This is a genomic window from Chitinophaga polysaccharea, assembly GCF_007829335.1.
In the GTDB taxonomy this organism is placed as follows: Bacteria; Bacteroidota; Bacteroidia; order Chitinophagales; family Chitinophagaceae; genus Chitinophaga; species Chitinophaga polysaccharea_B.
This window is the reverse complement of the sequence record NZ_VIWO01000001.1, coordinates 1702461-1722211: the sequence shown is the minus strand read 5'-3', so window position 1 is coordinate 1722211 and position 19751 is coordinate 1702461. Positions and strand designations below refer to the sequence as shown.

20 protein-coding genes are annotated in these 19751 nt (G+C 46.2%); 11 read left to right on the top strand and 9 right to left on the bottom strand.

The window, feature by feature from the left end; translation table 11 throughout:
* Positions 1–16: 16 nt before the first annotated feature.
* From mqnB to FHW36_RS07215, 3 genes are read left to right on the top strand one after another with little or no spacing between them, the layout of a single operon-like run.
* Entirely contained in the window at positions 17–688 is a 672-nt protein-coding gene (mqnB, locus tag FHW36_RS07225) for a futalosine hydrolase (RefSeq protein ID WP_145664650.1), read from the top strand.
* 24 nt (positions 689–712) lie between these two features.
* Positions 713–1510 (top strand): 1,4-dihydroxy-6-naphthoate synthase, encoded by a 798-nt coding sequence (locus tag FHW36_RS07220; protein WP_145664647.1) that lies wholly within the window; start codon positions 713–715, stop codon positions 1508–1510.
* A gap of 30 nt (positions 1511–1540) precedes the next feature.
* Positions 1541–1873 carry an RNA polymerase sigma factor gene (locus FHW36_RS07215; RefSeq protein WP_145664644.1) on the top strand — a complete coding sequence of 111 codons (333 nt, stop codon included), beginning with the start codon at positions 1541–1543 and terminating at the stop codon, positions 1871–1873.
* A 46-nt stretch (positions 1874–1919) separates the two neighbouring features.
* On the opposite strand, the gene FHW36_RS07210 is transcribed toward FHW36_RS07215, so the two are convergent.
* The 9 genes from FHW36_RS07210 to FHW36_RS07170 form a co-directional block, all read right to left on the bottom strand.
* Entirely contained in the window at positions 1920–3224 is a 1305-nt protein-coding gene (locus FHW36_RS07210; protein ID WP_145664641.1) for a cryptochrome/photolyase family protein, read from the bottom strand.
* Between the two features lie 18 nt (positions 3225–3242).
* Positions 3243–4082 carry an aminotransferase class IV gene (locus FHW36_RS07205; RefSeq protein ID WP_145664638.1) on the bottom strand — a complete coding sequence of 280 codons (840 nt, stop codon included), beginning with the start codon at positions 4080–4082 and terminating at the stop codon, positions 3243–3245.
* Positions 4083–4389: 307 nt separating this feature from the next.
* Positions 4390–5046, bottom strand: a complete 657-nt coding sequence (locus tag FHW36_RS07200) for a 3-oxoacid CoA-transferase subunit B (protein ID WP_145664633.1) — start codon at positions 5044–5046, stop codon at positions 4390–4392.
* 36 nt (positions 5047–5082) lie between these two features.
* Positions 5083–5775, bottom strand: a complete 693-nt coding sequence (locus tag FHW36_RS07195) for a CoA transferase subunit A (RefSeq protein WP_145664630.1) — start codon at positions 5773–5775, stop codon at positions 5083–5085.
* 18 nt (positions 5776–5793) lie between these two features.
* Positions 5794–6288, bottom strand: a complete 495-nt coding sequence (locus FHW36_RS07190; RefSeq protein WP_145664627.1) for a DUF4296 domain-containing protein — start codon at positions 6286–6288, stop codon at positions 5794–5796.
* Between the two features lie 44 nt (positions 6289–6332).
* Entirely contained in the window at positions 6333–7262 is a 930-nt protein-coding gene (porD, locus tag FHW36_RS07185) for a type IX secretion system protein PorD (protein WP_145664624.1), read from the bottom strand.
* Positions 7255–8475, bottom strand: coding sequence for a bifunctional phosphopantothenoylcysteine decarboxylase/phosphopantothenate--cysteine ligase CoaBC (gene coaBC, locus FHW36_RS07180; protein WP_246121091.1), 1221 nt, complete (start codon positions 8473–8475; stop codon positions 7255–7257). The genes porD and coaBC overlap by 8 nt, the downstream gene beginning before the upstream one ends.
* Before the next feature lie 103 nt (positions 8476–8578).
* Complete coding sequence (locus FHW36_RS07175; RefSeq protein WP_142683742.1) at positions 8579–8920, bottom strand: DNA-directed RNA polymerase subunit omega; 342 nt, start codon at positions 8918–8920, stop codon at positions 8579–8581.
* Positions 8889–9719 (bottom strand): outer membrane protein assembly factor BamD, encoded by an 831-nt coding sequence (locus tag FHW36_RS07170; RefSeq protein ID WP_145664621.1) that lies wholly within the window; start codon positions 9717–9719, stop codon positions 8889–8891. The genes FHW36_RS07175 and FHW36_RS07170 overlap by 32 nt, the downstream gene beginning before the upstream one ends.
* A gap of 402 nt (positions 9720–10121) precedes the next feature.
* Here FHW36_RS07170 and mraZ point away from each other — a divergent pair, with 402 nt between their 5' ends.
* The 8 genes from mraZ (at position 10122) to FHW36_RS07130 (ending at position 19726) form a co-directional block, all read left to right on the top strand.
* Complete coding sequence (mraZ, locus tag FHW36_RS07165; RefSeq protein WP_145664618.1) at positions 10122–10589, top strand: division/cell wall cluster transcriptional repressor MraZ; 468 nt, start codon at positions 10122–10124, stop codon at positions 10587–10589.
* 12 nt (positions 10590–10601) lie between these two features.
* Positions 10602–11513: a 16S rRNA (cytosine(1402)-N(4))-methyltransferase RsmH gene (gene rsmH, locus FHW36_RS07160; RefSeq protein WP_145664615.1), complete on the top strand. Its 912-nt coding sequence runs from the start codon at positions 10602–10604 to the stop codon at positions 11511–11513.
* 102 nt (positions 11514–11615) lie between these two features.
* Positions 11616–12002, top strand: a complete 387-nt coding sequence (locus FHW36_RS07155; protein ID WP_145664612.1) for an FtsL-like putative cell division protein — start codon at positions 11616–11618, stop codon at positions 12000–12002.
* Positions 12003–12219: 217 nt separating this feature from the next.
* Entirely contained in the window at positions 12220–14325 is a 2106-nt protein-coding gene (locus FHW36_RS07150; protein ID WP_145664610.1) for a penicillin-binding protein, read from the top strand.
* Positions 14326–15792 (top strand): UDP-N-acetylmuramoyl-L-alanyl-D-glutamate--2,6-diaminopimelate ligase, encoded by a 1467-nt coding sequence (locus FHW36_RS07145; protein ID WP_145664607.1) that lies wholly within the window; start codon positions 14326–14328, stop codon positions 15790–15792.
* Between the two features lie 87 nt (positions 15793–15879).
* Complete coding sequence (mraY, locus tag FHW36_RS07140; protein WP_145664604.1) at positions 15880–17139, top strand: phospho-N-acetylmuramoyl-pentapeptide-transferase; 1260 nt, start codon at positions 15880–15882, stop codon at positions 17137–17139.
* Between the two features lie 33 nt (positions 17140–17172).
* Positions 17173–18513 carry a UDP-N-acetylmuramoyl-L-alanine--D-glutamate ligase gene (gene murD / locus FHW36_RS07135; protein WP_145664601.1) on the top strand — a complete coding sequence of 447 codons (1341 nt, stop codon included), beginning with the start codon at positions 17173–17175 and terminating at the stop codon, positions 18511–18513.
* Positions 18514–18529: 16 nt separating this feature from the next.
* Positions 18530–19726, top strand: a complete 1197-nt coding sequence (locus tag FHW36_RS07130) for an FtsW/RodA/SpoVE family cell cycle protein (RefSeq protein ID WP_145664598.1) — start codon at positions 18530–18532, stop codon at positions 19724–19726.
* Positions 19727–19751: the final 25 nt, after the last annotated feature.

Sequence of the window (19751 nt, the reverse complement as noted above, 5' to 3'; positions counted from 1 at the left end):
GCCGTACTTTTACCCCATGAAATTACTGGTAACAGCGGCTACCACACTGGAAATACAGCCATTTTTACAGTTCCTGGACCAACACCGCCCAACTTTATCTGCCGCCCATTGTGAAGTAGACGTACTCATCGCCGGCATTGGCATGATGCACACCGCTTTCCACCTCGGCCGGCACCTGGCCAATAATAAACCCCACATCGCCATCCAGGCAGGCATTGGCGGCGCTTTTGGCCCCCATTGGGAACTGGGACAGGTAGTGCTCATCCAGCAGGAATACCTGGCCGACCTGGGCGCAGAAGACAATGATCAGTTTAAAGATTTATTTGATATACAACTCTGGCAACCTTCCCAGGCCCCCTTTACGGGCACCAGCCTGGTCAATACCTTTGCCGGACTCCCCTGGATGCCTGCGCTGCCCACCGCCACAGGTGTTACGGTTAACCTGGTAAGCGGCAGCCTGCCCACTATACAGCGACTGGAACAACGCTATTCGCCAGACATAGAAAGCATGGAAGGCGCCGCATTTCACTATGCCTGTCTGACGGAAAACGTACCTTTCCTGCAGATGCGGAGCATTTCCAACCAGGTAGCTATCCGGGATAAAAGCAAATGGAAAATACCACTGGCCGTGAAAACATTAAACGAGGAACTGGTACAAACCGTGAAAACGCTGGCCGGCATTCAATAACAAGGAAATAAAATTTTGGAGCATATGCATTTATCGCTAGGATTTTCACCCTGCCCAAATGATACCTTCATTTTCGACGCATTGGTGAATAAAAAAATAGATACAAAAGATTTTACCTTCGATACCCATCTTGAAGACGTAGAAACGCTCAACAACTGGGCTTTACAGGGTAAACTGGCCATTACGAAACTGAGCTTTGCGGTATACCTCAAAGTAAAAGATCAATACGATCTGCTCAATAGCGGCAGCGCACTGGGACGCGGCTGCGGCCCTTTACTGATTGCCAGGAAAGATATCCCGAAAGAAGAGATCAAAAACCTGTGCATTGCCATCCCCGGAGAAAACACCACGGCTAACCTCCTGTTTTCTATCGCGTTCCCGGAGGCGAAAAATAAAAAGATCATGGTCTTCTCCGAGATCGAAAACGCCGTATTAAACGGCGACGTAGATGCCGGCGTTATCATCCATGAAAACCGCTTTACCTACCAGCTGAAAGGCCTGGTAAAACTCATGGATATGGGCGAATTCTGGGAACAAACTACCGGCAATCCTATTCCGCTGGGCGGCATCTTTATCCGGAAAGACATACCCGAAGCTACCCGCCACCAACTCGACCAGCTCATTCACCAGAGCCTGCAAAACAGCTACACCACTTATCCACAGCTCTCCGACTATGTAAAATCACATGCCCAGGAAATGGATGAACAGGTGATGCGTCAGCATATCGATCTGTATGTAAATGATTTTAGCCTGGACTTAGGCCAGGAGGGAAAGGCAGCCGTGATGGCATTGATGCACGCAGCGGAAAAAATCCGTTCTTAAACCAGCCTTTTTTTGTTCTTTTGTTGCGGTATGAGCGAAAACAAGGATACAATACTGTGGGACCGCTTCCGCCAGGGAGAGGAACAGGCACTTTATTCATTATATGACAAATACTATCACCTGCTCTTCTTCCTGGGTCTGAAAATATGCGCCAGGAGCGAACCGGTGAAAGATTGTATCCAACAGGTGTTTCTTTATCTCTGGGAAAAAAGAACAGGACTCGATACAGTTACCAATGTGCGCAGCTATATTATCACCTCCTTTAAACGGAGACTCCTGCTGCAATTGCAACAAGAGAAAAAAGACAACGGACTGCTTTCGCTCTGGATGGAAATGCAAAAACTAAAAACAGTATTACCGTAAACCAACCATTTATAGCAAGCGGGGATCATGGATCTCCGCTTTGCTTTTAAGATTTCAGCGCTTTCCCATATACTTCCAATGCCCGCTTCCTTGCTACCTCATGCGATACAATTGGTTTCACATAGGTAAGCTCTTCAAACTCCGGTACCCATTTACGTATATATTGCAGGTCTTTATCAAATTTCTGTGTTTGCAAAGTGGGATTAAACACCCTGAAATAGGGAGCCGCATCGCAGCCTGAACCAGCCGCCCATTGCCAGCCGCCGTTGTTGGAGGCTAAATCGTAGTCTAATAACTTATCCGCAAAATACGCTTCTCCCCAGCGCCAATCTATCAATAAATGCTTCGTTAAAAAACTCGCGGTAATCATGCGTACGCGGTTATGCATGTAGCCGGTAGCATTGAGTTCACGCATACCTGCATCCACAATAGGATAGCCTGTTTCTCCCTTGCACCAGCGTTCAAATTCCTGTTCATTATTACGCCAGTGGATCTTATCGTATTCCTTTTTAAAAGAATGTCCCACTACATGCGGGAAATGCCAGAGTATCATCTGGTAAAACTCTCTCCATATCAGCTCTTTGGCGAAGGTATCGTTGAATTGTAAAGCCTGCTGCATTAGCGCACGAATGCTAACGGTGCCGAAACGCAAATGAACACCTATCCTGGAAGTGCCCGCCACAGCGGGAAAGTCGCGATTTTTGTCGTACCCGCGGATCAGTGCTTCCGGCAATACGCTTGCAGGGAAATGTTTATCTCCTGCCACAAAGCCCATTTCCTCCAGGGAAGGAAACGGCAAAGCCGGCTGTTGGTATAATTGCCTGATATAACGGTGGCAGGGATAGGGTTTCAAATGAAAGGCAGTTAATGTATCGTGCCACCTCCGGCTATACGGCGTAAATATCGTATAAGGTTCTCCGTTATCTTTCAATACTTCATTCCGGTCGAGGATCACCTGGTCTTTATAAGTGTGAAAGGAAATGTCCTTTTCGCGGAGCTCCTTTGCTACCAGGGCGTCGCGCTCTCTGGCATAAGGCTCATAGTCATGATTGGTATATACTGCGGCTACGTTATACCGTTGGGTCCAGTGCGCAAAAGCAGCGGCGGGTGTACCGTAAAAGATATCCAGGGAGGCGCCGAAGGGTACCAGTTCCCGTTGCATATCTTCCAATGCCTGGTAGATAAACTGTAAGCGCTGATCCTGCTTGTGTTCCAGGTCATTCAGTATATTTGTATCAAATACAAATACGGGCACCACTGGTTTACCGGAGCGTAATGCATAATAAAATGCGGCCTGGTCATCCAGCCGCAGGTCGCGGCGGAACCAGCATAAACTCACTTCAGTCTTCATGCAAACAGGTAATTTTAGCTACAACATTCCTTCATGCAGTACTTCATGTAAAATAGCAGCAGTGGCGTTGCCATAGCTACTGTCGCGGAAAACGCCCACCCAGCGAATACCATAAATGGCATTGGTCAGGAAGATTTCGTCTGCCATTTCCAGGTCATCAATATCTAATACGCGTTCTTCCACTTTAAAGGGCAATTCTGATTGCAACAGGTATTTACGCATGACGCCACATACGCCTCCTTCTGAAGTAGGTGGCGTATACAGCACTTTGTTCCGTACAATGAATACATTGGCGATGGTACTGTCTGCCACACGGCCATACTGGTTCAGCAGAATCGCTTCGTTCAGCCGGTGTTGTTTAGCGTACATAGCCGCCATTACATAAGGCAGGCAGTTATTGGATTTGATGGAAGAGAGTTTATCGCAACTCTTTTTCACATCCGGGAAAATGTCAGTTACCAGCCCATTTTGATTTAACTCCAATATTGATTTATTTAATTCCCAGCATTGGATAATATAATTGGGCAAATTATTGACGGGGTCGTATAAACCGCCGTCAGAACGGAATATAGCCAGGCGTACACGTGCCAGGTGCAACACATTGTTTTTAGCGCAGAGGTCAGTGATCTGCTTAACAAAAAAAGCCCTGGTAAAATCAGCAGGAATGTCGAAGTGTAATAAATGCAAACTGGCGAGGAGTCGTTCAAAATGGAGGTCGGCCAATAATACTTGGCCCTGGTATACTTTCATCGTTTCGAAGAAGCCATCCCCATATCTGAAGGAACGATTGTCCGCAGTAAAAATCGGGTCTGCCGCAGGAATGTATTTACCGTTATAACAAAGAAATCCAACTTGCACCTCGAACTATTTTAGCAAAGTGGAAGTTAGCACTTATTTGGCGATTTCTGAACTTTGAGATTTCCAGATTTTATTTCAGGAAAGTATGTATGGAGATACAAAATATCTGATACCAAACGGTACCGGGCATTCCTTTCTTAACACTTCAACGGGTATGAATAATTAAATAATATCATTATAATAGATATATAAAGCGCCAAACATTCGTATTTAATATTTAGTATAAAAATGATCCCTTCGTAAAATAAAGTGCCCCTGCTTCCTATAAAGGTGCGGGGCACGGTAACGTATATACGTAATTACCTGATCAGATCTTCATCTCCGGAATTTCACCTTCAACAATTAATCGACCAGCTGTTTTAGCACGAATTTCGTCCACACTCACACCGGGTGCACGTTCCAGCAGCTTAAAGCCATCTGGGGTAACATCCAATACGGCGAGCTCTGTTACTACCTTCTTTACACAGTTCACACCAGTTAATGGCAGGGTACATTGCGGCAATAATTTACTTTCCCCCTTAGGATTGGTATGCATCATGGCCACGATAATATTACGTGCCGATGCCACCAGGTCCATGGCGCCTCCCATTCCTTTTACCATCTTTCCCGGGATTTTCCAGTTGGCAATATCACCGTTGTCGGCAACTTCCATTGCTCCCAGCACGGTGAGGTCTACTTTCCCTGCGCGAATCATACCGAAGCTTTCGGAAGAATCAAAGAAACTTCCTCCTGGTAATAGGGTAACAGTTTCCTTACCCGCATTGATCAGGTCTGCATCTATATCTTCTGTAGCCGGGTACGGCCCCATGCCCAGTATACCATTTTCTGATTGTAACATGATAGACACTCCTGCCGGAATGTAATTGGATACGAGTGTGGGAATACCAATACCCAGGTTAACATACATACCGTCCCGCAGCTCCTGCGCTATTCTTTTGGCGATACCATATTTGTCGAGCGACATAAAATTTCAGATTTGAAGAGTGGAAAATTTGATGAACTAGATCTTAACGGTTCTGCGTTCAATCCGTTTTTCATAATTACCGCCCTGGAATATGCGGTGCACATAAATACCCGGTACGTGGATGTTGTCCGGGTCCAGCTCTCCTGGCTGTACCAGGTGCTCTACCTCTGCAATCGTAATTTGTCCTGCTCTGGCCATAGAGGAACTGAAATTCCTCGTGGTTTTACGGAATACCAGGTTACCCAGGGTATCGCCCTTCCAGGCTTTTACAATAGCGAAATCGGCATGCAGGGCCAGTTCCATCAAATGGGGTTTTCCGTTAAATACCCTTACTTCTTTGCCTTCCGCCACCTCGGTACCGTAACCGGCGGGCGTAAAGAAGGCTGGAATACCCATACCTGCCATCTGGATCCGGGTAGCCAGGGTGCCCTGGGGAATCAGGTCTACCTCCAGTTCTCCGGCCAGTAACTGCCGCTCAAATTCTGCATTTTCGCCTACATAAGACGACATCATTTTCCGGATTTGCCGTGTTTTCAATAACAGCCCCAGGCCAAAGTCATCAACACCCGCATTGTTGGAAATACAGGTCAATCCTTTTACGGCTTTCTTTACCAACGCGGTAATACAGTTTTCCGGAATACCACACAAACCAAACCCTCCCAGCATCAGCACCGCGCCATCCTGGATATCCTGTATCGCTTCATCGGCATTAGCTACTACTTTCTTCATGTTTTGGTGTTTTATAGATTATTGCTGCCGCTTAACAAAGGGCCGCATGGTGTCCATCCTGGGAACCAGTATCACACTGTCGGCATAAGGGAAAATGCTCTTCAAACGATAGCGGATCGGTGCATTTTCTTCTATTGGGTTCCCCAGCTTTTGTTTCCTGGTGGAGATATTATTCTGCACCATCTCCAATACCTCTTTCAACCTGCTGGGATGCGATTCATAATAGCGATAACTATCCATAAATTCATGCACCGTTACTTTATGCAAATCCAGTATCTGCTTGTAGTAGATCTTCACTTTTTCCTGTCTCACTGAATCGTAATTGGGAGAATAGGTAGTATTTTGCTGCACCTGCAACTCATTGCTATAAGCATCTGCAATCGACATATCTGTCATAATGCTGCTCATTTTATCTTTCGAAAGATATTTACCCGGTACTTTATCCCCCTCTCCGCAGGCAAATATAAACAGCATCCATAAAGCCAGGGGGGTATATTTTATTATATTCTTCATTATCGCATTTCACTTTTAGCAGGCAGATATGCTTCCTTCCGCCATTATTTCATCTGTTGATACCGTTGTGCATTGGGTACATCCATCTGGGACAGCAATTCCGCCGCACGGCTTCTTTCCTGCGGCATTGCTTTCGCAAATAATTTCTGTAATTCTTCCCCTTTTGCGGCAAAAAATACCTGCATCAGCATGGAATTGGGAATATCCTGGTGAATGGAATACAGCATATTCAGACAATTCAGCACCGTCGCACGTCCCTTGGCTACATCATCGTACATCACATCCAGTCCCTGGCGGTGGTATTGATACATCACATCATGGAACTGGAGGAACTTGGCATTCAGCAGGTTGTCCTGCAGCCAGTAACGGTTACGATTCCCCTCAAAGGCTTTCCAGCCACTGATTTCCTTCCCATCCGGTGCATTATTCACAATATTCAGCGCCTTTTTGAAGTACGGGTCGCCGCCACGGGGAGAAAAAGAGTCATAATCCAGTCCCAGTATAATATTCACATAATAGGCAAGGATAGCTGTGAGATTAGAGGATAGCGGATCGTTACCTACAATACGGGTATCGCTGAATTCCAGCTGTTGAAATTCCACATACCGGAATACTACGCTGTTATCCTGGATGTTCATCAAACTGGTTACGTAGCTGGCGTTGTACACCGGGCGGGTAGCCTGTATGGTGAGACTGGCCTTATAGGTGTCGGAACCTACAGTGCCGGTTACATTCAGCAGGAAATTGCATTCAATCCGTTCGGCCGGGGTAAATGCATCGTTGGCCCAGTGGCGGTTGTTGAGAAATTCCCGGATGGAATTTTGCAGGGTAGTAAATATTTTCTTGTCTACGCCTTGTACCTGGGCAGCTACCACAGACACGTTGGCCCTGATTTCCTGGGCCTGGGCGGGGCGGCGGCAGTATAGGATCAATGCGCCAGCCAGCAGCAGAAGTAACGGGAAACGTTTATGCATGTTGCAATTCTATTATAGCGGAAACAATATCCTGCGCCACGGCCTGTTTAGATTTCAATGGAAAACTTTGTTCCCGGCCATTTTTATCAAACAGGGTTATTTTATTGGTATCATAGTTAAAACCTGCACCGGCATCGGCCAGTGAGTTCATTACGATCATATCCAGGTGCTTTTCCCGAAGTTTCTTCAGTGCATACTCCTTTTCATTGTTGGTTTCCAGGGAGAAGCCTACCAACAGCTGCTGAGTTTTGTTATCTCCCAGCGAACGCAGGATGTCGGGCGTTTTTTCCAGGTCAATATGTAACTGCGCTTCCCCCTTCTTAATTTTTTTATCGGCTACGTTAGCAGGGCGGTAATCTGCCACAGCTGCTGCTGCCACTACAATATCGGCCTGGGAAAAGCGGGCCGTTACAGCTTCAAACATTTCCTGGGCGGTTTGTATGCGGGTAGTGGTAATGCCGGGGTGGCTGGTTTGCTGGGGGGTAGGCCCCAGTACCAGTTGTACATTGGCGCCGGCATCGGCCAGGGCTTCGGCAATAGCGATACCCATTTTTCCGCTGGAATGGTTGCTGATATAGCGTACCGGGTCAATATGTTCTATTGTAGGACCGGCGGTAACAATGGCTGTTTTTCCACCAAGTGGTTTATTTACAGGTACTTTTTGTTGAAAATGCTGTTGCAGGCAGGCCACTATCTGTTCTGGTTCAGCCATGCGGCCTTCTCCAAAGAGCCCACTGGCCAGTTCCCCGGCGGCTACCGGTATTTGTTGATTTCCGTAGGAGATGAGTTTATCCACATTGCGGCGGGTAGCCGGATGATGCCACATGTCCTCATCCATGGCGGGGGCAAACAGCACCGGGCAGGTAGCAGAGAGATATACGGCCAGTAAGAGGTTATCACAAAGGCCGGAAGCCATTTTGGCGATGGTATTGGCGGAGGCGGGGGCAATGACCATTACATCGGCCCAGCGTCCGAGCATGACATGGTTATTCCAGCTGCTATGGTCGCTGATATTCATGGGTACCTCGTTTTTGGAAAGGGTAGCCAGGGTAAGCGGGGTGATAAAGTCGGCAGCGGCGGGCGTCATCACCACTTTTACAGTAGCGCCTTCTTTTACCAGCAACCGGGTAAGGGTAGCCGCCTTGTAGGCAGCGATGCTGCCGGACACTCCCAGCAGGATTTTCTTTCCTTGTAGCATGTTAATAGCGTCCATGGACATATATAAAAACGAAAAGCGGCAGAAATCATTCTGCCGCCATGAAATTAATATTTTTCTTTTTCGCAATCGCGTACCTCACAAAATAATGTGGGATGGATTAGCTGAACAAATCGTCATCGTTCTTGCGGAAATAAATTTTGTTGTCCAGGAATTCCTGCGTAGCCTGAATAGCTGGATTAGCCAATCTTTCGTAAAAACGGGAAATTTCGATCTGCTCTTTATTCTCGTGCACTTCCTCGAGGTTGTCCGTATGGCTGGCAAACTCTTCCAGTTTGGAATGGAGCTCCTCTTTCACGGAAATATTGATCTGATTGGCGCGTTTGGCTATCACGGCAATAGACTCATATAAATTACCAGTTCTGTTCTTAATGTCGGTAGTATTTTTGGTTTCTACCCAGGGATTAAGGCTACTGGTTAGACTTCGCTTTAATTTGCTCATTATCCAGTGATTTTATGTTGTTTTGTGCTAAGGTATAAAATTTTTCGGCATCTGGCTTCAATTTGCTGTTCGGGTAGTGATCCGCGAAGTCCAGGTATTCGTCCAACACGGTGGCATAACGCTCCTTCTGCTTTTCCGGAATACTGTTTTTAGCATAATTATAATAAGCCCTGATAGCCATTACTTTGTATCCATCGCTTTTATCAGAGTCGGGGTAATTGCGCATCAGGTTTTTGAAGGCAATACCGGCTGCTTTAAAAAAGCCAAGGTTATAATACAATTCGGCGCTGTTGAATTCTTTCTTTTCCAGCTTGCGGCGGCACAATTCGATCACGAGATTGGCTTCCGCCACTTTTTCCGCAGTGGGATAGTTATTGATGAAGGTTTGCATAGCGGCAATGGCCTTCATGGTATTGGTTTGATCCAGGGATACCTTGGGCGACTGCTTATAATAGCAATAGGCCTGCATATAATCTATTTCCACGGCTCTTGGGCTGTTCGGGAACAGGTCCAGGTAGTTTTTAAACTGGAAAGCTGCCTGGATATAATCCTTTACATAATAAGAGCAGTATGCGAAATTATAATACATCGGCTCAAACTTATCGGTACCCTTATACACTTGTACCAGGTCAGTATAGAGTGTAATTGCTGTATTGTATTTCTTCTTCTGGAATAACTGGTTAGCGTATTCCAGCTTCTTCTCAAAGTTGTTGCTTTTCTCTATTCTCCGTAACTGGTTATTACAGGAGGTGGTGATGACAAGCGCAAGAACACTGATGTACAATAAAAATTTCTGCATAAAAGAGTGGCAAAATTAAGAATTAAATGTAAATGTAAGGCAGAGAGATTTTCATTGCTGTTAAAATTTTGCAAAAGAGGGAATTAAATCGGCCAAACAGCTGTTTTTCACCCTGGCAGAGGTAGCTGTTATTTTTATATTTTCCCACTTTCTTGTTTTTCTATAAAGTCCCACAGGATACTCAATTAACACAATTTACACATTGTAGACATACTTATAAACACGTTATTAACATGCATTATGAAAAAATGCACATTATCCAGTGCAAAATGGGATCGAAAGGGCTACTATAGCCGTCGGACCACCTGTGGAAAAAATTTATAAAGTATTTTTTCGTTAAAAAGTGGGAAAAAGTGTTATTTTGTGTTAGAAAATGGATTTTCAAGGACTTTGCCCCATGGTATGACAGGATTTCTCGGTGAATATGAATCGACGCTGGACGCAAAAGGACGCTTTCTGTTACCTGCCGGATTTAAAAAGCAGTTATCAGACGGGGCCGGAGGACAGTTTGTGATTAACCGAGGGTTTGAAAAATGCTTGTCCCTGTATCCCATGAACGAATGGCAGCCTATTTTCGAACGTATCAGCAAGCTGAATGACTTTGACCCAAAAGTAAGGGAATTCAGGCGGTACTTTCTAAACGGAGCCACCATTCTGGAGCTAGACAGTGCAGGAAGACTACTGGTGCCAAAAAACCTGTTGTCTTACGCCAATCTGGAAAAAGATATCGTGCTGGCAGCAGCAACCAATAAAATCGAGATCTGGGATAAAGCTAAATACCAGGAGTTCTTTGAAAATTTCTCACCAGGAGCGTTCAGTGATCTGGCACAACAGGTAATGGGAGGAGGAGATAACAATATTTCAATTTAAAGAGGGGAGCACATGGGCGAACAACAATATCATTTACCCGTTCTGCTGCAGGAAACTACGGAGCTGTTACACATTAACCCGGAAGGGATATATGTGGATGCTACGTTTGGAGGCGGAGGACATTCAAGAGCCATATTGGAAAAGCTGGGCAAAAACGGACGATTGATAGTATTCGATCAGGATGAAGATGCTTACCGCAACAGAATTATAGACGATCGCGTAACTTTTGTACAACAAAATTTCCGTCACCTGCAACGCTTTCTGAAATTGCACAAAGCCGAACAGGTAGATGGGGTACTGGCAGATCTGGGCGTTTCATCGCACCAGTTCGATACAGCAGAAAGAGGATTCAGCATTCGCTTCGATGGCGACCTGGATATGCGGATGGATCAGAGAACGGAATTTACCGCCGCCCAATTGCTGGCCACATGGGGAGAAGCAAGGTTACAACTGATTTTCCAGGAATATGGAGAAGTGACTAACGCCAAAACCCTGGCACAAACAATTGTTAAGCAACGCAAAACACACCCCATGCGCACTATCGCGGAATTCAAATCCGTTATCCAACCCATCGTAAAAGGCAACCCGCAAAAATACCTGGCACAAGTCTTCCAGGCACTGCGTATTGCCGTCAACGATGAACTGGGCGCACTGAAAGATTTACTGGAGCAAGCTACCAACGTACTTAAACCGGGAGGCAGACTAGCCATCATTACTTTCCACTCGCTGGAAGACAGGATGGTGAAAAATTTTATGAAGACTGGCCGTTTTGATGAAGTACCCGAAGATCCGTTTGCGAAGGAAACACCCCCTAAATTGTTCAAATTAATCACAAAAAAACCGGTTACCGCCAGCGATGCAGAGTTGAAAGCCAATGGAAGATCCAGAAGTGCAAAACTGCGGGTAGCCGAAAAAACAACATGACGCGGATTGAAAAACCGCCCGTATTATCCTACCCTATCCTAAACACATCTGTTTGAATTGCGTTCAGGTTTATATTGTCAATTTTTTAAAAAGACATAGCGCGTGTTGCAGGAAGTAGAAACTATCGAGACAATCCAGGATGCTCCGGAGGAAGTAAACATCACTACCCCCCCGGATGAACAAAAAAAAGAATGGCGTTTGCGCATCAACTACCGAGCGTTGGTGCAAAACATGCCCTTCATCGGTTTCCTGGCTTGTTTAGCCCTCATCTACATCGCTAACAGTCACCTCGCAGAGAAAAAAATAAGACGTATAAATAAACTGGGCAAAGAAATAAAAGAGCTCAAGTGGGAGTATATCAATGTGAAAAGTGAGCTCATGTTTCGCAGCAAGATGAGTGAAGTCAGCAAGTCTGTAGAGCCGCTGGGACTTAAACAACTCAGCTCCCCTCCACAAAAGATTGTGCTGAAAAAGGAATCAGAAAAATGATTTTAATACTGATGCCTGACGCTGCCCGCCTGACCCATCAATCAGGTCGGGGATGCTGGTAAATCAAATCAATGGCAAGCATCTCAAATACAAATGCAGCCAGTGTCAGGTATCTACTTAATAAGCTGTCAGCTCTTAACGATAGCCCTTAGCCACAACGCTGAGGGCATTCATGCTAAAAGCCAACAGTAAAAAAGCTAATCGCTAAAACAAATACGTGGATGTAAAAAAGGACATATTGTGGAGAGTGTATCTGTGCCTCATAGGTATGGCGCTGTTTGGCGTGGCCATACTGGTAAAGGTATTCTACATCCAGAATGTTCAGGGCCAATACTGGCGCAACATGGCCGATAGCCTGCATACCGGCTACGTAGCACTCGACGCGGAAAGAGGCACCATCTACTCAGAAGAAGGCAGAATGTTGTCGACCTCCATCCCGTATTTCGATATCCGCATCGACTTCGCTGCCGATGGCCTCCGCGATAAAAATGGCAAAGTGTTCAAGGAAAACCTCGACTCACTCGCCGATCGCCTGGCAAATACCTTTGGCGACCGCAGCAAAGCAGCCTATAGAACCATGCTGCAGGAAGGCTACAAATCAAAGGACCGCTATTTTCTGCTGAAAAGAGATGTGCCCTTTAACCAATACCAGGAGCTACGCACCTTCCCGATGTTTCGCCTCGGCAAAAATAAAGGTGGCATGATCGCTGAATCCAAAAGTAAGCGCATCAATCCCTTTAAACTGCTCGCCAACAGAACCATCGGACTGGCCCGCGAAAACTCACAGAGCGTAGGACTGGAAAGAACCTACAACGATTATCTGAAAGGGGTAACCGGTAAAAGACTGATGCGCCGCATCGCTGGCGGTACCTACGTACCCGTAGATGGATACGACATCGAACCGGAAAATGGCCGCGATGTGGTTACTACCATCGACGTGAATATGCAGGATATTGTGGAAACAGCCCTCATGAACATGATGGTAAGCAATGAAGCCGACCATGGTACCTGCATCCTCATGGAAGTGAAAACCGGCAAAATTAAAGCCATCGCCAACCTGGGCCGCCAACCCGATGGCAACTACTGGGAAGATATGAACTATGCACTGCAGGTAGCGGAACCCGGTTCCACTTTTAAACTGGCTACCGTTATCGCTGTGCTGGAAGATAAATTCGCGACCATGAACACCATGGTCAATATGGATGGTGGACACTGGCAGGTGGGACGCAGAACCGTATACGACTCGGAACCACATCCCGGCCCCCAGAATGTAACCGTGAAACACGCATTCGAACTGAGTTCCAATGTGGGAATGGCTAAACTGGCCTACCAGTTCTATAACCGCCAACCCAACAACTTTGTCGCCCACCTCAGGAAACTGCGGCTCGATCAAAGTACCGGTATAGACCTCGTAGGCGAAGGAAGACCAGTGGTTAAATCCACCGCTTCCAAAAGCTGGAGCAACACATCCCTGCCCTGGATGGCATTCGGATATGAAGTGCTCATCAGCCCGTTGCAAACCTGCATGCTGTACAATGCTGTAGCCAACAACGGTAAAATGATGAAACCCTACCTCGTCAACTCCATACAGGAGTATGGCCAGGTAGCTAAACAATTTGAGCCCACTGTACTGCTGGATAGCATCTGTTCTCAAAACACGCTTAAACAGGTACAGGCCATGCTCGAAGGCGTTCCTATAGATGGTACCGCAAAAAAATTGCGTACCCCCTATTACGACTTCGCCGGCAAAACAGGCACCGCACTCGTGGCCAATGGCAGCCATGGATATGCAGACAAAATCTACCAATCGTCCTTTGCCGGTTATTTTCCCGCAAAAGACCCACAGTATACTTGTGTGGTAGTGATTAAAAATAAACCGCACGCTTTGCGCTTTTACGGAGCAAACGTTGCGGGTCCCGTGTTTAGGGAAGTGGCAGATAAACTGTATGCCATCGCCGTTGAAAGACAAAAACCCATGCAGGCTACCATGCAACTGGATACCCTGCTGGCACTGAAAAACGGAAGAGGCAGCGAATGGAAAGAAATTCTCAGTACCCTGCAACTCCCGCTTAGTGGCACTCCTGCTAACAACAGCTGGGTGAGCGCTAAAGTAACAGACCGGAAAATTGCCTTCCAGCAGGTAACTCAACTGAAAGGCGCCGTACCGGATGTTACCGGAATGGGACTCAAAGACGCACTGTATCTGCTCGAAAATGCAGGACTCCGCGTGGTGGTGAAAGGCGCCGGCAAAGTGAAAACACAATCACTCCCCGGCGGAACTAAAATTGGAAACGAACAAACTATTGTCATAGAATTGAGCTAAATGAAGACGCTGCGCGACATATTGTACAATGTAAGCATCCAGGCGGTGCATGGTAATACCGATATTACCATCAACTCGCTCGCGATCGACTCCAGGGCCATCGGCTCCGGCGATGCTTTCATTGCGGTGAAGGGAGTACACGTGGATGGACACGGGTACATCGAAAAAGCGATTGCTCAGGGCGCCGCTGCCATTATCTGCGAAACATTGCCGGAACAACTGGTGGAAAATATATGCTATGTACAGGTAGCCAACAGCGCTACCAGTAGCGGTGTGATGGCAGGCAATTTTTATGATAACCCATCTCATAAAATACAACTGGTGGGTGTAACAGGTACCAATGGTAAAACTACCATTGCTACACTCCTGTTCCGCCTGTTTACCAAACTGGGCTATCATTGCGGACTGTTGTCTACCGTGCAAAACCAGATAGGCGACACCATTATACCAGCTACCCATACCACCCCCGATCCGATCAACCTCAATGCCTTGCTCGCAAAGATGGTGGAAGACGGCTGCTTGTATGTATTTATGGAAGTAAGCTCCCATGCCATACACCAGCAACGGATCGCAGGACTGAAATTCGCCGGCGGTATCTTCAGTAACATCACCCACGATCACCTCGACTACCACAAAACTTTCGAGGAATATATCCGGGTAAAAAAATCATTCTTCGACAATCTCCCGGTAGGCGCTTTTGGCCTCACCAACCTGGACGATAAAAGAGGCATGGTGATGCTACAGAATACCAAAGCCAGGAAAGCTACTTACAGCCTGCGCACCCTGGCAGATTTCAAAGGTAAAATCCTGGAAAATAACCTCACCGGCCTGGTAATGCTGGTTGGAGACACAGAAGTACATTTCCGCCTCATCGGTGAGTTCAATGCCTATAACCTGCTGGCTGTATATGGCGCCGCTGTATTACTGGGCATTGACAAAGCAAAAGTATTACAGGCACTCAGCGACACACCTGGCGCTGAAGGCCGGTTCGATTATATCATTTCTGACAAGGAACAGATCATTGCCATCGTAGATTATGCACATACACCAGATGCACTGAAAAATGTACTGGCTACTATCAAAAATCTACGCAAAGGCAATGAACAGGTAATCACCGTCGTAGGTTGCGGTGGTGACCGGGATACCACCAAACGCCCTATTATGGGAGACGTAGCCGTGGAAAGCAGCGACAAGGTAATCCTTACCTCCGATAATCCCCGCTCGGAAGACCCGGCAGCGATTATCCATGAAATGGAAGCAGGAATACCCGTGCACCTGAAGAAAAAAGTACTCTCCATTACCGACCGGAAAGAAGCCATTAAAACGGCACTTTCCCTCGCCAACCGGGAAGATATTATCCTGGTGGCAGGTAAAGGACACGAAAAGTACCAGGAAATCAAAGGTGTGAAACATCACTTCGATGATAAAGAAGTGCTGGTGGAGATGATGAAGCTGATGGACAAATAATTTTTGAAGAAGAACGAAGAATACTTAATAATCCAATGACTTAAAAGCCTGTCTGCCAAGGTTGCGGGCGGGTTACGACTAAAACATATGTTATATTATTTTTTAAATTACCTGAAAACAGAATTTAAGATCAGCATCATCGGTGGTGGTATGTTCCAGTATATCACCTTCCGTGTCACGATGGCATTACTGCTGTCGCTTGTGATTTCTTTGCTGTTTGGTAAAAGGATTATTAAGTTTTTACAAAGAAAACAAATTGGCGAAACTATCCGTGAACTCGGCCTCCAGGGCGAAAACACGAAAAAGGGAACACCTACCATGGGTGGGTTGATTATCCTCTCCGCCATCGTAATACCTACGCTATTATTTGCACAAATAGCCAATGTATATATCTGGCTCATCCTGCTCTCTACCGTTTGGCTGGGACTGATTGGCTTCCTGGATGATTATATCAAAGTATTTAAAAAGAATAAAGAGGGACTGGCCGGTAAGTTTAAGATCATGGGACAAATAGGCCTGGGGCTGATTGTAGGCTGTACCCTGTATTTCAATAACGATGTAGTGGTATCCCGCGAAGTAGTAGGCGCCCGGAAACTGGCTCCTTATGAAAAACAGATCACTAATCACCCGGAACGTGTAACCCGCGAAGGACAAAGGTTTGTGGATGTTAAAACACCTATTACCACTATTCCTTTTGTGAAAAATCATGAATTCAATTACGCCAAATTAATCTCCTGGATTCCGGGAGGGGAGAAATATACGTTTGTCATCTACATCCTGAGCGTAATCATCATTATTACCGCCGTTTCCAATGGCGCTAATCTGACAGATGGGCTGGATGGGCTGGCAACGGGTGTTTCAGGCATCATCGGTGTAGGCTTGGGCATCTTCGCTTATGTATCCGGTAACATTCAGTTTGCCGAATACCTGAATATCATGTATATCCCTAACCTGGGAGAATTGTCCATATTCATTGCAGCTTTCGTAGGCGGATGCATAGGATTTCTCTGGTACAACGCTTACCCGGCACAGGTGTTTATGGGAGATACTGGTAGCCTGGCACTGGGTGGTATCATTGCCTCCCTGGCTATTATTGTGAGAAAGGAATTACTGGTACCCATCTTCTGTGGCGTATTCCTGGTAGAATCCCTGTCGGTAATGATGCAGGTATCCTATTTCAAATACACCAAGAAAAAGTATGGTGAAGGCAGACGCATCCTGAAGATGTCACCTCTCCACCACCACTACCAGAAAATAGGCTATCATGAAAGTAAAATTTCTGTTCGCTTCTGGATCGTTACCATTATGTGTGTGGTAGTAGCGATCGCAACATTGAAAATGAGATAATTTTTAAAAGATTAACAACGCAGTATAAACGAAATGAAGTACAAACTCGTCATATTAGGAGCCGGTGAAAGCGGAATAGGTGCGGCCTTGCTGGGAAAACAGCAAGGGTATGAAGTGTTTGTTTCTGACGGTGGCACTATAAAAGATAACTATAAACAGGAACTGGCGGTAAACCAGATCTCTTTTGAAGAAGGACATCATTCCTGGGATATCATACTGGACGCAAACGAAATCGTGAAGAGTCCCGGTATCCCTGAAAAATCGGAACTGATGAAAAAGGTACGCGAAAAAGGCATACCTGTTATCTCCGAAATAGAGCTGGCCTACCGTTTCTCGACAGGTAAAAAGATTATTGCCATCACCGGTAGCAACGGCAAGAGCACCACTACTGCCCTCACCTACCACATCTTTAAAAACGCAGGACTGGATGTGGCCATGGTTGGTAATATTGGTATCAGCTATGCCAGGCAGGTGGCAACCGCACCCGCGGAGTATTATGTGATTGAAATCAGCAGCTTCCAACTGGATGACATTAAGGACTTCAAACCCAATGTGGCCATCCTGTTGAACATTACGCCTGATCACCTGGATCGCTACGACTACAAAATGGAAAATTACGTAGCCTCCAAATTCCGAATCGCCATGAACCAAACAGCAGAAGACTACTTCATCTACTGCATGGACGATCCTGAGATCATGCGACATTTAGCGCAGCAACCCATTTATTCAGCATCAATACCTTTTACCATCATGAAACCACTGAAAGAAGGCGGCTTTATTGCCAACGACCAGTTGCACGTTGATGTCAACGGAGATCCGGTTATCATGTCTATGTATGACCTGTCATTAAAGGGAAAACATAATCTATATAATTCAATGGCAGCAGCAATTGCAGGCAGAACCATGGATATAAGGAACGAAAAAATCCGTGAGAGCCTCACGTCATTTGAAAGCCTCGAACATCGCATGGAATATGTAGCCACCGTGAGAGGAGTAGATTTTATTAACGATAGCAAAGCAACCAATGTTAACTCCGTTTGGTTTGCACTGGAAAGCTTTGACAAACCCATCGTACTCATTATGGGCGGTGTGGATAAAGGCAACGATTACGATGCCATCCGTGACCTGGTGAAAGAAAAAGTAAAGGCCATCATCTGTATGGGTGTAGACAATACCCCCATCTTTGCCGCGTTATCCAACGATACACCGGTGATGATCAATACCACCAGCATGCACGATGCCGTCCAGGAAGCATTTAACCAGGCTGCTAAAGGAGATATCGTATTACTGTCTCCCGCCTGCGCCAGCTTCGACCTGTTTAAGAATTACGAAGACAGGGGCCGGAAATTCAAAGAAGAAGTAAAAGAATTATAAAATATAAAAGTGGAAAATGGCAGGAGCGCTCTATAGAACAAAAGGCGATAAGGTAATCTGGACGATAGTAATTTTTCTATCGCTGGTGAGCCTGCTGGCCGTATATAGCGCTACCGGATCACTGGCCTACCGCGAAAGAGGCGGCCATACCGAGTATTATCTCCTGAAGCAACTGATCGTATTGGTCATGGGATTAGCTATCATCTATTTTGCACACCGGGTAAATTATACTGTTTACTCCCGCGTGGCACAGATAGGCTTCCTGATCTCCATTCCCCTGCTGATCTATACACTGGCCTTCGGACGACACCTCAACGATGCCAGCAGGTGGATCAGCCTACCGATCATTAACCTGACCTTCCAGACATCGGATGTGGCAAAACTCGCCATCTTCATGTATGTAAGCAGGCAGTTGTCCAGGCGTCAGAACCTGATCAACGATTTTAAGAAAGGCTTTCTGCCCATTATTACACCGGTAGCTATCATCTGCGCACTGATTATGCCGGCCAATATGAGTACAGCGCTTTTACTCGGCGCCAGCTGTATGTTGCTCTGCTTCATCGGCCGGGTACCAGTAAGATTCCTCGCTTCCATGGTAGCAGCAGGAGCGGTTGGCATCGTATTACTTTTTGGAATAGCGAAGGTAACAGGCGTGGAAATGCGTACTAAAACATGGGAAAAACGTATCGATAACTTCTTACATGGCGATCATACGGAAGCACCCTACCAGGTACAACAGGCCAACATTGCCATTGCAGGTGGAGGCATTTTAGGTAAAGGTCCCGGTAACAGTACCCAGCGTAACTTTTTACCGCATGCCTATTCTGACTATATCTATGCAACGATCATTGAAGAATATGGTATGGCCGGCGCATTCCTGATCCTGGCGGCTTATATGATACTGCTATTGAGAAGTATCAGGATCTATAAAAGATGTCCGTATGCCTTTGGTGCATTCCTGGCGGTAGGACTCAGTGTAACACTGGTGATACAGGCGTTGACCAATATGGCGGTAAACGTACACTTATTCCCGGTTACAGGGGTTACCCTTCCGCTTGTAAGCATGGGTGGATCATCGGTTTTGTTTACCAGTATGGCCATCGGTATTATTCTCAGTGTGTCCAGGAATGTGGAAGAAATGGAAGGAAAACAGGCAGAAAAAGAACGTTTGGAAAAAGTAATGGCAAATGCAGAAAACGCTGCAGTAGCTTAATACGTATTTATAACAATATCAATCG